Below are 17,063 nucleotides of genomic sequence, written 5' to 3' on the forward strand. Positions count from 1 at the left end.
TTATCTCCTTATCCCCTTTCTTACACTTTTGATATATAGCCTGAACGGTTACAATTTTATTATACTAAACATTTTATCTGCTGTCAAGTTATATTTGAATTTTTGTTACTGAAGTGCCATTAAACTGCTTCTTGCGGGTTGATAAGTTGGGTCTATGGAAAGCACCTTTTGAAAGGCAGAAATTGCCTCAACTCTATTTCCTGATTGTGAATAAGCCACACCCAAATTATAAATGGCGGCAATATTTTGTGGGGATAAGACAATTGCCTTTTGAAAACAAGCCACCGCCTCATTGTGCATTCCTTTAGAAATATAGGCACTGCCAAGATTTACAAGGATAAAATCACGCTCTGGGTCTAACTCAACCGCTTTTTTATATTCTGAAATTGCCTCATCAACCTTGCCGAGCTTTTGATAGACAAGCCCTAATCCATAATAACCTTTAGCATCTCTTTTATCAATCGCAATTATCTTATTAAATTGTGAAATAGCCTTCTGCGACTTGCCCAAATCATTATAAACCATACCCAAATTATAATAACTCATCAATCGTTTTGGGTCGGCAAAAAGGGCTTCTTGATATTCGGCAATCGCTTGTGGATATTTACCCATATCCTTGAAAAACCCGCCACGATTGTTATATGCGGTTGCATAATTAGAGATGTTACTTTCTACCCGCTCTTCTTTATATATCTTTTTGTCAAGTATGCCTCGATACCTGAATCGTAAATCTTCATCAATTGCACTTAACTGTTCTTTTAGAGGTGTCCCCTTTTTAAAGACTCGATGACAGATACTGGTTGGAACCAGGGTGTAATCCCTGGCAATGTCCTCATCATAAGGCAAATAAATAGCTCGATGTTGGTTCTTCTCGAAAATAGCATCAAACCGTGTCTTGATAATTTGTGCCGCCTCATTAGTTAATCTCTTGACTCTGTTCTGCGGCTTAAATTCAAAATTTAATTCTTTCTTAATCTGATTAGCATACCAATCAAGGTATAGCGAGTGCTGGTCAATAAGTGTAATATCTTTGCGGATATTTTCGACATAATGAAGATACCATAATGGAAAGGCAAAGGTATCACCTTTGATGTAAAGGATTGATTTTTCTTCTAGAGGAAATAAGATATTCATTCCATAATCATAAGAATAATAATTTTTGCGATGGTCTCCATAATAATGATTACAAGCCCAGGAAATAACCGGGATAAGGGAAATAAACAGGGTCAGACCTTGATTGTAGAATGCAGGTAATCTGCATTCTACAATCAAGGTCTGACCCCATTTTACCCCGTAGCCCATAAATATACTGAAAATAATATAAGCCGGGATATAATAATCTTCTATGTTGTGAATACCATATCGACTGGAATGAAGGATATCGGCGAGGATGATTAAGGTCAAGAAAATGAAGATTTTTAGCCTTTGTTTATATAAGAAAAACAATCCGATAAATCCAATCCAGATAAGATATGGAGTAAACTGCTGGATGAAAAATACAGGATGTTGGACAAATATCCGTTTAAGCAAGGTTGGAAGTGAGGTAGCGAAATAAGTGCCATATTCCTTAGCCGTGATGTGGTCCAGGAATCTTTCAAGATTATCCGGACAACCCCAGTTGATAATTGGATGAGCAGAGGCTCGAATAGGCAGATAGGCATATAAAATAATAATTGGCAGGAAAAACAAAATAGCCATTTTAAGTAGAGAGTTAAGACTTAAGAGTTTAGGGTTTGGACGCCAAATTATGATGATAAGAAATATCGCCGCAGGAACTAAAAATATCGTTTGGAGATGGTGGGTGAAAGATAGACCAAGGATGAAAGAGAATAGGTAGAGATAGTTTTGAGTTTTGAGTTTTGAGTTTTGAGTTTTTTCTCCGTGCTTCGTGCTCATTGCTTCAGCCCACTTTAGGATGATGAAAATCAGGAGTGTTGCAAACAAGGCATTTAGTGTATATTTTTCAGCAATGACTGCCTGTTGCCAGAATACCCGTGCAAAACAAAGCATCAATGCCGCAACTACAGCAGGTAAAATAGGTGAGAAGTGAGAAGTAAAAAGTAAGAACTTACCATCTTGTTTCCTACTTCCTACTTCCCATTTCCTACTTCCCACTTTTAATGTGATAAAATAGACCATCATTACCGCTAAACTCGCTGATGTAGCAGAAAATAAATTATAGCGATAGGCAATATTCCCAAGTGGGATAAAACTAAAAAGCTTACCTAATAAACAATATAGTGGATAACCAGGTGGGTGAGGAATACCAAGGACAAAAGAGGCACTGATCATATCACCAGAATCATGCAGGTCAATGCTCGGGGTTAAGGTATGAAGATAGACAAAAAAGGCAAAGAAAAAGACACCAATGCCTATCAAGTAGTCATAGAGCGTAAAAACTCCTGGTGTGATTTCTTCAGTCTCTGGCTTTATAAAATTTAAAAATTTATTCTGCTTAGCATGAATTGGTGTTTTTGTTTTCTTGTCTTTCTTTTTCTTTCCCATCTTAATTAGTATTATATCCCAAAAGTGTATTTTTGTCAAACTTTTTATCTCTACAATGGAGTTAAATTCTAATTGAAATTGGCTCTTCTATCAGTTTAACAGTGCTTTCTGTAAAGCGATAATAAATCTGTGGACTACTTCAGAATCAAATTTACTACTAAAGAAAAAAAGGAAGACTTTTTTCGTAGAGAAGAGATGATAACCTAACTATATGTGAATCATATAGTTACAGAATTTGGCTTATGCTCTGCTATAGTTTTTTTAAAAAAATTAAAAACTTTTAGTTGACACATTCAAGGCTATATGATAAAATAAAAATTTAAAGACTCACACCATAGTAAGCTTTAACAATAGAAGGTAAATATGGGTAGTCAATTATTCTATCTTTCTTTCCATCCTTGCAAAATAATCGTTTTGGATACAGTTCAATAAATTGCTTATTTGTTGTAAGAAAATAGTTAGTATGATTTTTGCTACTTTTAATTTTTAGAAGAGAGATAATATACCTGTAAAAAATAGATTAAGGAAGCGTAGTGAGAAGTAGAATGAGGGATTTTACTCTATGTGGGGAAGAAAGATAAGTGTTTAATAAGTGAATATGTCTAAATAAGAGACATTGTATCCTGTTATCCTGCTCAAGAAAAGATGAAAAGGTGCCGATAAATATATTAAGGAATAAATAAGATAATGAATAATAAGGGGTTCCCATTTAATATTGTGTGTGACAAATTAGATAGTTTTTTACCAGGAAGAGACCTTTCTGATATTGAGTCAGCTATTGAAAAAATCCGAAAAGAAAGAAATCTTCCAGTTTCTGTTTTTGCCTCTGAGGCTCTCCTAAATGGATTAGTCGAGCATAAGAGCCCATATCAACTCACGGAGGAAGCACATCAGTTAATAAGAGACTTCAAAGGGAAATTTACTCCTGAGTTCATTGAGAATCAGATTATGCATAGTCTAAGAGGGAAGTTCCCTCTTCTATATCACAAACTTCTTTCCAAAATGATGTCTACTTTTTGGACACTTATCGATGAAAAAGTTTTTATAAAAGAAACTATTGAGGAAAAAGCATCTGAGAAACTAATTAGACCTGCCACCTTCCTATTCCTCCTGGTCATTTACGGAGTGATAAAAGCAACTGAGGAGCGATTTATTGTTTGGGTAAAATAAGTCTGCCGTATCGACAAACCAGGATTGAAAAGAATAAAGGGAAAAATATGGAAGACCTAAATGAATGGAGTATTAGACTCCTTTTTTCAGTATTTAAAAATGGAATGAGTAATACAGTTAGTGCAGTTCTAGAAAAAATAGAATCAGCATTTAGATTAGATGAAAACGATGATAAAGATAAAATTTCAATGATAGAAAAAGAACCGGATAACTTTAAAAATGAACTATTGAATCGCCTAACGAGGTATAAAACAATAGCAATAAGATCTCCTATTCCAATTATTCCATTAGTGAAATATGCAACTGAGGTTATAGAAGAAGTAGAAAAGAAAGAAAGGATGGATGTGAGAGAATTTTTAAATTTTATGAGCGATAAGTGTGCCTCCTTAAGGCAAGATATGGAGACGAAAAGGAAGAACGCTATTGAATGGGCAGGAAGTCTGGTAGAAAGAGGAGTAGTATTTCTGAGTGGAGAAGAAAGTGATTTCCCAACGAAAATTATAGAAAAATCAAGAAAAAGTTGGCATAGCACACGAATTATATTTCCTATTCATCGAGAAGGAGAAGACTCTATTCCCTTTAAATTGAAAGGCGAGCGATATGAGGAAGAGTATGAACCAAAAAGAGAAATAGATTCTGATATAGACAGACTTAATGAAATTATTATCGCACCTATAGTTAAACATGTTATTACAGAGGCTTATATAGGGAGTAAAGAAGGAGGTGTACTCTGTATCTATGGTATGAAGAAGATAGCATCTATGATAAATGAAAGGGAAATTCCTTTCTATATTTTAGAGGATTCTTTTTCTAATGATTACCGTGAAGATATTTTAAAGAATATGGTTGAAGAATTTCCTGTAATGAGAAAATTTTGTGATTTTCTTCCTTCAGAATACATTACGGGAATAATTAATGAGAATGGCATTAAAACTCTGAGATTTTAAAAGAGAAACAAGAAAAACTCATTTACCCAGCTTATAAATTTTTCCTCTTCCCACCTGGTAAAATAATTAGTATAGATTTCTTCTCTCGTAATAATATTGTCCACCAATCAATTGTTTTAATTCTTCAGGTCTTGGTGAGTATTTCAAAGCATCTTCATAAGTAATTAATTTATTATCATAAAGTTCTTGTATCGACATATTCATTGTTTGCATCTTATGTTCTTTTCCTGTCTGCATACAAGTATAGATTTGTGGAAGTTTTTTGGGGTCTTCATCACGAATTAGACTTCGGACCGCTTCTGTAGCAGATAGAACTTCGCAGGCTAATATTCTTCCCGTGCCAGAGATATGAGGTAATAATTGCTGTGAAATTACAGCCTTTAGTACAAAGGATAATTGAGTCCTTACCTGCCTTTGCTCATTTTTAGGAAATACATCAATGATACGGTTGATTGACTGGACAGCATCCGAAGTATGTAGAGTAGAAAAGACTAAGTGTCCTGTCTCAGCTATATTCAGAGTAACTCTGATAGTTTCTAAGTCACGCATCTCTCCTACCAGGACTATATCAGGGTCTTGTCGCAGTACATACTTTAGAGCATTAGTAAAAGATTTAGTATCAGCAACTATCTCCCGCTGGTGGACAATGGATTCCTTGGACCGATGAAAAAATTCTATTGGGTCTTCAACAGTTATAATATGTTCTTTACGATTAGTATTTATATAATCAATCATAGAAGCTAATGTAGTTGTTTTTCCTGTACCAGTAGGACCTGTTACCAAAACCAATCCAGGAGATTTAGGAGGTAGGTTTACTATGTCATTTACAATAGAAGGAAGGCGTAATCTTTCAAAATTGGGTACCTCATCTGGAATACTTCGTAACGCAGCACATACTGTCCCTTTCTGACGAAATACATTCATCCTTATTCTAGCTGTATCTTTGACTCCAAATGATAAATCTAATTCATTATTCTCTTCAAATTTCATCTTCTGATCATCATTTAAAATAGAGTAGATAACTTGCTGAGCTCTTTCTGCACTGATTTTCTCTTCCTTCTCTACAGGAGTTAGAACACCATCAATTCGTAGCATTGGTGGTTTTTCTATCCCAATATGTATATCAGAAGCTCCTCTATCTTTCATTAGTTGCACTAAGTGAACAATATCCATCTTAGAAAACCTCCTTCTATGTGAAATATAAAACTTTTAAAATAATCTCCTTTTTCCAATCTTACCAAGAATTTCTTTTATTGTCTCCCGGATATTATCAGGAGAACCTAAGAAAACCTTAACTTGACAACCTGTTATAGTCTCAATGAGTTCAAGACTTTGGGAATCATTAGGGTCAGCTGTAACTACTGTAAGTTGATTATCTATTTTGGCAATAGGTATTAAGCAACAGACTCTAAGAATTTCTTCAGGGATCTTCTGGACAACTTCGGTGTCAATTGTCTCTGGAATTAAGTAGATGTAAGGGACATTAAGTTGCTTACTTAATGTCCAATTTATAGACCCTTCCTCAACCCTATTATTAATTAACGCCTCTTCCAAACTTATTTTCTTTTCCTCTTGTTCTTTCAACGCATTTTCTAACTGTTTTTCTGTAATTAATCCTTCTGGAATGGCGTACTTCTTCACGCCTTCTAACAATGCCATCTCAGTTTCTAAAGACCTTCTATATTCTTTCTTCACCTCAGGAATTTCTTCCTTTGGTCTACCTAATAGTCTTTCAAGTATTAGGTTTTTATGTTCCAGAGCCTTTTCCACTTCTGAATATAAAATATCATTAGCACTTTCTCTCGTTTTATCAATATACTGCCAGATGCCAAATTCCATTGCTTTACGAACATTCTCTAATGAGCCATAGGCGGTTAAGACAATTATCTGTGTAAATGAGTCTTTGAGTCTAACCACTCTTACTACTTCTAATCCTCCTTCTTCATCTTCTTCCCTCAATTTCATATCAACTACCGCGACATCAAAAGCAGGACTTTTTTCAATAATATCAATTGCCTCCTCCTTGTTATCTACTCCCTCTATTTCATACCCTTTTTCTTTACTCTTTTCAACTATTTCTTTTAATGTAGTTAATTCATCATCAACTATCAAGATTCTCGCCATTAATTTTTCCTCCTTTATTATTTCGGATAACTTTTTATTTAAAAACCTCATCTTCTAAGAGGTCTACTATTCGTGGGTCATGACATCCAAAGTATTTGGAGTCTGGATTATTTTTATCACCTTTAATCATGGATAATGCATCCTGTTTAGTTTTTGCCTCGTGATATGGCCGCTTTGAAGTTAAAGCATCAAATGCATCAGCAACAGCAATTATCCTTGCCTCTATAGAAATATTATCTCCTGTGACTTTACCAGGATACGGTCTTGGTCGTCTGTCTTGAATCCCTTCTGGAGGGTTATACCATTCATGATGTTCTCGCACTATATGAGCTATGGGTGGAAGTTCAGAAGGGGTATTTAGAATACGAAAACCTTCCTCAGGATGTACCTCTATCATTCCCCAGTCTGCGTTAGATAAGCCTATTGGTTTATGAAGTACACTTTGATTTATACCAATCTTACCAATATCATGGACCGCTGAAGCTATTTCGAGTTTGTCAATATCAACTTTCTCTTCTGGATAAGTCTTATTCCATTTTATCCCAATTTTTTTTGAATAGTTTACTACGCGTTGAGAATGGCCATGGAGATATGGGTCACTTGAATCAATAGCTACCTTTAAACATTCAATAAACCCTTTTTTAAAAGTTACTTGCTCTCTCTGTATTCCTACATAGGTTAATGCCTTTTCTACCTCAACATCCAAAGTTTGATTTGCATCATCCATATTTCTATTAATATAACCCCATAATCGTAATAATTTCATAGCCTCACAAACTTTTTCATAATCTCCGTGGGCAGTTAGAACTATTATCTCAGTCAATGTATCTTTTTCCCTAACCGCTTTTGCTACTTCCATGCCACCCTTCTCATCTCCCTCCCTCAATTTCATATCAACTACCACAACATCAAAAGCAGGACTTTTTTTAATAATATCAATTGCCTCCTCCTTGTTATCTACTCCCTCTATCTCATACCCTTTTTCTTTAAACCTCTCAACAATCTCTTTTAATGCAGTTAGGTTATCATCAACTATTAGTATCTTAGACATTAATCTCTCCTCCTTTTCTCTGCCTCACAGGCAGAAAGATTACAAATCTTGCTCCCTTACCAAAAATTCCTTCTTCCTTTATAATTCCTTTATGATGATTGATAATAAGCTCTATGATAGAAAGTCCCAAACCAGTGCCATTTTTCCTTGTAGTGACTAAAGGCTCAAATATCCTTGATTTATCTTTTTCTGCCACACCTATACCTGTATCAATAAATTCTATCATAATGTAGTCCTCTGCTTTTAAATTATAAGAATTACTTTCATTAGAAGGAATAAATTTGGTATTAATTTTGAGTTCTCTTTTCCCATCCTTCAAGTCTATTTTTGATAATAAAGTATTAAAATAATCTGGTGCCATATCCAGCATAAATTGGTCTTTTATCATCCTTCGTAATTCTTCTTCCTCTTTTTGCTCCATCTTTTGTTCCCTGATGAATCTTTTTATATTCATAAAATATTTAGCATTTTGAGCTAATTCTGAAAATGCATCCTTTAGTTTTTCTGAGTCTCCTTCTATAGAATCTAACTTCTCATCAAAATTGAAACTTATTTCTATCTGTTCATTTTCAGGAGAAGGGAATATAGCACTAACTGCTTTATTCAAAATAGAATTTACATTTACTGAGCTAATTCTTATCTCTAAAGGCTTTGCAAACTCAGTAATTTCTCGCACAATTCTCCTTGCAGATTCAATTTCCTCTTTCATATCTTTTATCTTATTTTGAATTTCATTAAGATTATTCTTTGATGAGATTGACTTTCGTAGTTCCTCTAATGCATAAATCTTATTCCCTATCTTATGAGCAACTCTTGCGGCAAGGTCTCGCCATTCAAAGAGTTTCCTTGCTATAAAACTTTCCCGAGTTTCGTCTAATTTTCTATTTGTCTCTCCAAGTTGAAGTTGTATCTTTTCAAATGTCTGAAGATGTAAAATAGGACTTGTTATAGGGTTTATTATTCCATTCAGAAATTCCCTATCTTCCTCAGTAAACTCATTACCTTCCTGAAATCTATTTAAGCCAATTACTCCCCACAGGTTTCCATTATCCATAATAGGAAAACCGAGATAGAATTTTTTTGGTATTACTAATTGCTGTTGTGCTGTTTCTCCTATATCCCCTTCACCAATGTTACACTTATTCTTTACTATATAATATTTATCGTAAGGTATTACATCAGATGGTGTCTTAATCTTCTCCAAAAATAATATATCGTCTTTTTTATCATAAAGATATATAGTACAAACTGCTTTGAAATAATCAGCAAGGGTAGTAGATATATCTTCCAAAAGGTCAACAAGGTTATAAGATTTTATCATTATGTTATTGAATACCTTCAACATCCTTTCTCTTTCCAACTTTTGAATAGCAATAGATATTTGACTACTGAGTATTTCTAATGCTTGCCTATCAAGGTCAGTAATAGAATTGTTTGGATAACTATACTTTTTATCTGCTAACATTATTCCTTTTACCCTACCTGTGATAATTAAAGGGATAATGATAAAGTCATCTGAGCTTAACTCTCCTAAGAGATTTTTCACTGCTGCAATTATATTCTCATCTATATTCCTAATATGAAGTGATTCTTTTTTAGAAATACATTTCTCTCTTAGCACATATGGACAGTTTTTAAGAGGAATTTCTATCTTTTTAAGTTCCTTTGTTATCTTTGTTTCTATTGGGTAATTTTTAATGCTGTTCTCCATAGAGACTCCCATTGAAATTGTCTCCTCCCATTCTTCCTCATTAATTGGTCCAATTCCTTTCTCCCCTATTAACTTTTCCTCCTTTATAAGAAAAATCATTGCTCTATTAAATCCTAATCCTTCACTATGAGTAACACCGGTTAAAAAAATATGGAGTAATTCATTCAAGTCTCTTGCATTATGTAAGTATGTAATTATGTTCTGAATTATCTTTATTTTTTCATCCCACCGAGATGCTGTGATTTTTAATTCATAGAGTTGCAAATTTAATTCATAGAGTTGCAAATTATTAAGGATACCTCCTATATGGTTACATAATTCAAGAAGAATTTCTAACTCTTCTTCAGTATAATAAGGTTCTTCTATCTTCTTCTTTAATCCTAATATCCCCAATAACTCATCTCCATATACTATAGGCACAAATAATTCCATTTCCATCTTTTCAAGGTTTTCTTTAAAATTCTCCCATCTCTTTTTTCCGATCAACCATTTTTTAAAGGCTGGCCATCTTTCTAATCTTTCTTTTAATATCACCTTCTTCTCTTTTTTAAGCCATTCAACAATAATCTCATTTAGTCCAAATATCTCTTCCTTTACCAAAGTATCTACCCCAATACTCCAATTTACTTTATACCTACTTTCCCCCTCTTCTAATAACAGTATAACAATCTTATCCAGAGGCACTACCTGTTTAATGGTGTTTTCAATTATAACAAATAAGGCTTGTTTATTATTTACAGAAAGGGTTTTACTCTTAAAGGCTTCAATTATTTGTTCTAACTCATACCTTCGATAGAATACCCATTTATCAATGAATCTTTTTACCTTCTCATTTTCAAGTAGTTGAAAGGCAATTGTTATTAAAATAGCAGAAACAAAAACAAGGATTATTCCCCATCCTGGAGGAATGAGGAATAATCTTCCGATGCCAATTACAAAAAAAATAATTAAAAAGGATAATAAAAGATAAATACTACCCTTTCTAACTACGATTTCCATTAATCTATATTTAAAGATGGCATAACCGACCATCAAAGGGAAAAAGACAGCCATTAAATGTTCTATTATTAAAGCAGGGAGTTTAAAGATATATACTAACAAAACATTAACTATCCCTCCTATCATAGCTACAACTACTCCAACACTTAATAATATTAATTTTCTCTTCTCCGCTCGTTTTTGTGTTAAAAAACCTTTTCTGACCATTAATACAGTCCCATAGGCTGGAAAAATAAAAAAAACTATAAGAAAGAGGATAAGGATATATAGTGGGGCACTTACTTGGGGATAATAGTATTCAGAAGAAGGAAAATGAACAAGGTCTACATTTATATACATTAGTCCAAGAATTGCTAAAACAACGCTGAAAATATATCCTGCTCTTGATGCCCAGCGATGAATACCTTTATAATTATTTGTAATAATTAATATAAAATGAAAAAAGGTAGAGTAGATAAATGGTATAGCTATTTTAGGGAGTGCCAAATAAAAAGTTTTGGGAAATCCAAAAGATAGAATTGCTAAAAAAGGATTAAATTCTTCTTTAGTTTCAATAAGAGAGACTCCTGCATATTCCAATCCCCAGATGCCTAAACAAAGCCCTAATCCTGCAAATACCCAATTTATAACTCTTTTAGGATTTTGAACCCACACAAAAATAGCTAATCCAAAATTGATGAAAGCGGTAAGGAAATAAAAATTAGCGTAATGAATATTTTGTATATCCAAATTATAGTCCCCTAAATTTAACTATATGATGATGCATCAAAAGAGGTTATTCTACCTCCCCCAGACCTACCTTCCAGAATTCCTTCCCCAAAGGTTTCTTTACCAATACCAATAGGTGAAATTATTCCTCTTCCCGTAATTACTACACGACGCTTTTTTATCAGTTTCTTCTATCATTGAAGTTCACTTATAAATTTACTAATGCTTGATATAATAGTTGACTATTCCTTTCTGCAATCTTTTTTATTTTAAGTGTATAAAAGCATTTGGGGTTTTAAAATAAAAATAGCAGGTTAAATTTATAATGTCCTATCATAATTACATATAATTTAATTTGCCTCAAAAACTACATTTACAATATCATAATTATAAAACATATTATAAAAAAGTCAAGAAAAATTATAAAAAAATTGTTGCATAAATTGAAATTATGTTGTAAAATATAAAAGTTGATATTTGATGATAGAGGAGATAAATATGGATAGGTTAGATAGAATAGAAAAAATATTGAATGAAACTACCAAAGGCTTAAAACTATTAAAAGATAGACAATTAAAGACCGATGAGCAATTAAAAAAGACCGATGAGCAATTAAAAAAGACCGATGAGCAACAGAGAAAGACCGATGAAGAATTGCGAAAGACCGATGAACAGCAAAGAAAGACTAATGAAGAAATATCTCGTGTATCCAGAGAAATCGGTGGAGGATTAGGGAGAATGGCGGAAGGATTAACCGCACCTTCTATCCCTAAGTTATTCGCAGAATTAGGCATAAAAGTAAAACATGTCTTTCAAAGGGTAAGAACTATTGAGGATGGCAAATGTATTGGTGAAATAGATTTGGTCTGTCCCGCGAGAAGAAATGGGAAAGAAGTAGTATTACTTGGAGAGGTAAAGGCACATCTTACCTCAACCGATATAAAAGACTTTTTGCCTTCTATTGAGCATTTCAAAGAATACTTTCCTGAATATAAAGAAGCAGAAATTATCACTTTGGTCTCGGGTATGTATGTGGCTGAAGAGGCAAAAAGATTTGCTTATAAAAAGGGGTGTTATATCCTTGCTCCAGCAGAGGATACAATGCAAATTCTAAATCCTAAGGATTTTAAACCAAAAGTATATTAACTAATGAAATACTTACAAAGAGGAGGTTTTTAAATTATGGCTATAAAAGTAGGAATAAATGGCTTTGGTCGGATTGGAAGGGGGGTTTTAAGGGCAGGAATTGATAATTCAAAAATAGATTTTGTGGCGGTAAATGATGTAACTGATGGGAAAACATTAGCCCATCTCCTTAAATATGACTCAAATTTTGGCATACTTAACAAAGAAGTATCAGCGACGGCAGATTCTATTATCGTTGGTGGTAAGGAAATAAAGGTTCTAAAGGTTAAAGACCCGCAAGAACTGCCCTGGAAGGATTTAGGGGTAGAGATAGTTATAGAATCAACCGGACATTTTACAGATAGAGAATCTGCTTCAAAACACTTGCAAGCGGGTGCGAAAAAGGTGATTATCAGTGCCCCGGCGAAGAATGAAGACATTACAATTGTGCTTGGTGTAAATGAGGACAAATACAACCAAAACTCCCACCACATCATCTCTAATGCCTCCTGCACCACGAATTGTTTAGCCCCGATAGTAAAGGTATTGCTGGATAATTTTGGGATAAAGCGGGGATTAATGACGACCATTCATTCTTACACAAATGACCAGCGAATTCTTGACTTACCACATAAAGATTTACGACGGGCAAGAGCCGCGGCTATATCTATGATTCCTACCACTACCGGCGCCGCAAAAGCCATTGGATTGGTTATTCCAGAACTAAAAGGCAAACTGCACGGCATTGCCATTAGAGTGCCAACTCCTAATGTTTCATTGGTAGATTTGGTTGTGGAGGTCGAAAAGGATGTAACTAAGGAAGAGGTAAATGCGGCAGTTAAATCTGCGGCTCAAGGAAAATTAAATAAATATTTAGAATATTGTGAGTTACCTTTAGTCTCAACGGATTTTAACGGTAACCCTAAATCCGCTATATTCGACCCGGAATATACCACAGTGATGGAGAATAACTTAATTAAGGTTTTAGCCTGGTATGATAACGAATGGGGGTATTCTTGCCGCGTGGTGGATTTGATTGAGTATATAATGAGTTAAACAAATTTAAGGAGGACAAATATGGATTTTAATAAATTAACTATTGAGGATGTGGAGATAAAAGGAAAACGCGTATTAATTCGTGTGGATTTTAATGTACCTTTAGATAATGGAGGGAATATTAGTGATGATACAAAGATAACCGCTTATCTACCCACAATAAATTATGCCTTATCCCACGAGGCAAAAGTTATCCTGATGTCGCATTTAGGCAGACCTAAAGGAAAGGTGGTGGAAAAATTAAGTCTGGCACCTGTAGCTTCAAGATTGAGTGAACTACTTAAAATAAAGATCAATTTTGTAAATGAATGTCTAGGAGAAAAAGTAAGAGAGGTGGTGATGGCGATGCACCCCAAAGAGATAGTTCTTTTAGAAAATTTGAGGTTTCATCCAGAGGAAGAAACAAACGACCCAAATTTTGCAAAAGAATTAGCCTCTCTGGGTGAAGTATATGTTGATGATGCCTTTAGTGCCGTCCATCGTGCCCATGCATCTATTTCTGCTATTACTCAATATTTCCCACAAGCGGTAAGTGGATTTTTGCTAAAAAACGAGATAGAATATCTAAGTCGTGTTTTCCTTCATCCAGATAGACCAATTTGTATTGTTCTTGGTGGTGCAAAGGTATCCTCTAAAATTGGCGTTATTGATAATCTTCTGAATAAAATTGATAAATTAATTATTGGCGGCGGTATGGCATATACCTTTTTAGCCGCTCAAGGTAAAAAGGTTGGAAATTCACTATTAGAAAAGGATAGAATCGAAGATGTAAATAGGATTCTAACAGATGCCACGAAATACAGGGTAGAAATTCTGCTTCCATCTGATAACCTCATAGCCGATGCGATTAAAGAAGAGGCAAATACCCAAATAGTAAATTTGGAAGATGGTATTCCTGATGGCTGGATGGGAGTGGATATAGGGCCACAAACTATGGAAAAGTTTGCTAATGCCTTGAAAGGGGCAAAAACTATATTCTGGAATGGGCCAATGGGTGTTTTTGAGATTGATAAATTTAATACTGGAAGTGCTACTATCGGAAAGGCAATTGTAGATACAGGTGCACTGACTATTGCCGGCGGCGGTGATACAGATGCGGTCATCGACAAATTAGGATTAATGAATCAAATAACACATATTTCTACTGGTGGCGGTGCCTGTCTGGAATTCCTTGAAGGTAAAGAGTTACCCGGAGTTAAAGTATTGACAAATAAAGAATAGAGGTAAAATCAATGCGAAGACCAATTATTGCGGCAAATTGGAAGATGAATAAAACAACTAAAAAGGCAATCCAATTTGTGACTGAGTTAAAGGAACAATTAGCTAATTATACAGGTGTTGAAGTGGTTGTATGTCCTCCTTTTACAGCTTTAAGTGGAGTAAAGGAAGTCTTGCAGGATAGTAAAATAGTTATTGGCGCCCAGAATATGTATCCAGAACCAGCAGGGGCAGTTACCGGTGAAATATCCCCTTTAATGTTGATTGATGTTGATTGTGAGTATGTAATTATTGGTCATTCTGAAAGACGAATACTATTTAATGAGACGGACGAAATAATTAATAAGAAACTTAAAGTCGCTTCTACTTATAGACTTAGACCTATACTGTGCATTGGAGAACACATCGAGGAAAGAGATGCGGGTAAAACTGAAAAGGTAGTCTATCAGCAATTGATTAACGGATTGGCGGATATAGGTAAAGATGATATTTTAAAAATGGTCATTGCTTATGAACCAATCTGGGCAATTGGCACGGGTAGAACCTCTACTCCAGAGGATGCCAATGCTATTCATAAATTTATTCGTCAGACTTTAAACGATATTTATGATGAAAAAGTTGCTTCAAAAATCAGGATTCAATACGGTGGTAGTGTTAGACCGGATAATATCGATGCCTTGATGTCCCAATCTGATATTGATGGGGTCTTGGTCGGTGGGGCAAGTTTAGATGTGCGGTCTTTTGTTAGAATTGTGAAGTTTAAAAGAGAGATTGTGTGAATCGTAACATTTTAGTAACTATTCACCGCAGAGACGCGGAGACACAGAGAAAAAATTAAAATCTATTGGCTATACACTTAATTCCATTTCTAATAGACCTGGACCTAATGTCTTATGTATTTCAATTACTGCACCAATATTTTTTCTGTTATCTGATTTATTTCCATGTTTTCTCTGTTCCTCTGCGTCTCTGCGGTGAATAGTTACACATTTTACCCAAAATCTTTATTAAAGACTTAAGGAGGTAAAAATAATGTCTGGACATTCAAAATGGGCTGGAATTAAACATCGTAAGGGCGCATTAGACGCTCAACGAGGTAAGATTTTCTCTAAATTAATTCGCGAAATCACCGTTGCCGCAAGAAGTGGTGGAGGTAATCCAGAAAATAATGCTCGACTTCGTATGGTTTTAGAAAAGGCAAAAGGTGAAAATATGCCTGCGGATAATATTAAACGCGCCATTCAACGAGGCACAGGTGAATTACCAGGAATAGTTGTTGAAGAGGTAACCTATGAAGGTTATGGACCCGGTGGGGTGGCAATGTTAGTCGAGGCAATGACGGATAATAAAAATAGAACTACCTCTGAAATAAGAAGAATTTTTTCACGAGGTGGCGGAAATATGGGTGAATCAGGCTGTGTCTCCTGGATGTTCCATAAAAAAGGTTGTCTATCGGTTGATAAAAAGGAGATAGGCGAAGATGAATTGTTAGAGATGATTATGGAAGCAGGGGTAGAAGATATGAAATTGGAAGATGAGGTCTATGAAATTACTACTGACCCACAAAGTTTTGAAGAAGTGAAAAACATCTTAACTAAAAATGGTCTTAAATTAAAATTCGCTGAGATTTCAATGGAACCCCAAAGCTATATTAAGATTGACGCAAATACGGCTCGAAGTGTCTTAAAACTGATTGAAGCATTAGAAGAAGACGAGGATGTTCAAGAGGTTTATTCTAATTCTGATATTCCAGATGAAGTTATGCAAGAATTACAACAAGGATAAAAGGGTGAGAATGAGAAACACTCAAACCTTAATCTCAAAATATGATTGTATTAGGCATTGACCCGGGATTAGCCACAACAGGCTACGGAATAATTAAAGACAATGAAAAGTTAGAACTGATTCATTATGGTTCTATAGAAACGAAGGCAAATCAACCTTTCATAATACGCTTACAGATGATATACAAGGAGATGAAAAAACTCCTGCGGCTATACAAACCGGATGTAGTTGTTATTGAAGAGATATTTTTCTGCAAAAATGTAAAAACTGCTTTACAAATTGGACATGTTCGAGGTGTAATAATGTTAGCCGCGATTGAGGCGAATAGTGAAATAGCAGAATACACCCCACTTCAAGTCAAGCAAGCACTTACCGGCTTTGGCAGAGCACAGAAAAAACAAATTCAGCAGATGGTTAAAATATTATTAAACTTAAAAACTATCCCAAAACCTGACGATGCCGCAGACGCATTAGCAGTAGCAATATGCCATATTCATTCCTCAAAAGTAAGCGTTCAGGCTGTAAGTAAGGGAAAATGGAAAAGTAGGGAAAAAGGGGGAAAATATTAAAGAATTTCATTTCAAATTTTTGGAGTCCTCAATTCCTGAAGCTGTCAGGAACAGGTTTATTGAAGATTGTGTGCTTTGTCAGTATCACAGAAACG

At 34.7% G+C, this 17,063-nt stretch carries 13 protein-coding genes and 1 pseudogene; 8 read left to right on the forward strand and 6 right to left on the reverse strand.

Annotated features, from left to right (window positions below):
* Positions 1-105: 105 nt before the first annotated feature.
* The gene (locus AB1422_00485; GenBank protein ID MEW6617825.1) at positions 106-2,505 is read right to left on the reverse strand and encodes a DUF2723 domain-containing protein; all 2,400 of its coding nucleotides are present in this window, start codon (positions 2,503-2,505) and stop codon (positions 106-108) included.
* 687 nt (positions 2,506-3,192) lie between these two features.
* Between AB1422_00485 and AB1422_00490 the strand changes: the two genes are divergently transcribed.
* Both AB1422_00490 and AB1422_00495 read left to right on the forward strand, forming a co-directional pair.
* Complete coding sequence (locus AB1422_00490; protein MEW6617826.1) at positions 3,193-3,675, forward strand: hypothetical protein; 483 nt, start codon at positions 3,193-3,195, stop codon at positions 3,673-3,675.
* On the forward strand, positions 3,663-4,622 hold the full coding sequence (locus tag AB1422_00495; protein MEW6617827.1) for a hypothetical protein: 960 nt from the start codon (positions 3,663-3,665) through the stop codon (positions 4,620-4,622). The genes AB1422_00490 and AB1422_00495 overlap by 13 nt, the downstream gene beginning before the upstream one ends.
* A 66-nt stretch (positions 4,623-4,688) precedes the next feature.
* On the opposite strand, the gene AB1422_00500 is transcribed toward AB1422_00495, so the two are convergent.
* From AB1422_00500 to AB1422_00520, 5 genes and pseudogenes are all read right to left on the reverse strand, one after another.
* On the reverse strand, positions 4,689-5,795 hold the full coding sequence (locus tag AB1422_00500; GenBank protein MEW6617828.1) for a type IV pilus twitching motility protein PilT: 1,107 nt from the start codon (positions 5,793-5,795) through the stop codon (positions 4,689-4,691).
* A 36-nt stretch (positions 5,796-5,831) separates the two neighbouring features.
* Positions 5,832-6,746, reverse strand: a complete 915-nt coding sequence (locus tag AB1422_00505; protein ID MEW6617829.1) for a response regulator — start codon at positions 6,744-6,746, stop codon at positions 5,832-5,834.
* A gap of 34 nt (positions 6,747-6,780) precedes the next feature.
* Entirely contained in the window at positions 6,781-7,797 is a 1,017-nt protein-coding gene (locus AB1422_00510; protein MEW6617830.1) for an HD domain-containing phosphohydrolase, read from the reverse strand.
* Positions 7,790-11,236 carry a GAF domain-containing protein gene (locus AB1422_00515; GenBank protein ID MEW6617831.1) on the reverse strand — a complete coding sequence of 1,149 codons (3,447 nt, stop codon included), beginning with the start codon at positions 11,234-11,236 and terminating at the stop codon, positions 7,790-7,792. Before AB1422_00515 ends, AB1422_00510 begins: the two co-directional genes overlap by 8 nt.
* Positions 11,237-11,256: 20 nt before the next feature.
* Positions 11,257-11,397, reverse strand: a pseudogene (locus AB1422_00520) (beta-ketoacyl synthase N-terminal-like domain-containing protein).
* 298 nt (positions 11,398-11,695) lie between these two features.
* Here AB1422_00520 and AB1422_00525 point away from each other — a divergent pair.
* The 6 genes from AB1422_00525 to ruvC all read left to right on the forward strand — a co-directional run bounded on the left by AB1422_00525 (position 11,696) and on the right by ruvC (position 16,968).
* Positions 11,696-12,361, forward strand: a complete 666-nt coding sequence (locus AB1422_00525) for a hypothetical protein (GenBank protein MEW6617832.1) — start codon at positions 11,696-11,698, stop codon at positions 12,359-12,361.
* Positions 12,362-12,397: 36 nt separating this feature from the next.
* Positions 12,398-13,396, forward strand: a complete 999-nt coding sequence (gene gap, locus AB1422_00530) for a type I glyceraldehyde-3-phosphate dehydrogenase (GenBank protein ID MEW6617833.1) — start codon at positions 12,398-12,400, stop codon at positions 13,394-13,396.
* 21 nt (positions 13,397-13,417) lie between these two features.
* Entirely contained in the window at positions 13,418-14,617 is a 1,200-nt protein-coding gene (locus AB1422_00535) for a phosphoglycerate kinase (protein ID MEW6617834.1), read from the forward strand.
* 11 nt (positions 14,618-14,628) lie between these two features.
* Entirely contained in the window at positions 14,629-15,393 is a 765-nt protein-coding gene (gene tpiA / locus AB1422_00540) for a triose-phosphate isomerase (GenBank protein MEW6617835.1), read from the forward strand.
* Between the two features lie 253 nt (positions 15,394-15,646).
* Positions 15,647-16,399 (forward strand): YebC/PmpR family DNA-binding transcriptional regulator, encoded by a 753-nt coding sequence (locus tag AB1422_00545; protein MEW6617836.1) that lies wholly within the window; start codon positions 15,647-15,649, stop codon positions 16,397-16,399.
* A 41-nt stretch (positions 16,400-16,440) separates the two neighbouring features.
* On the forward strand, positions 16,441-16,968 hold the full coding sequence (ruvC, locus tag AB1422_00550) for a crossover junction endodeoxyribonuclease RuvC (GenBank protein MEW6617837.1): 528 nt from the start codon (positions 16,441-16,443) through the stop codon (positions 16,966-16,968).
* Positions 16,969-17,063: the final 95 nt, after the last annotated feature.

The organism is bacterium (genome assembly GCA_040757115.1).
Lineage (GTDB): Bacteria > UBA9089 > CG2-30-40-21 > CG2-30-40-21 > SBAY01 > JBFLXS01.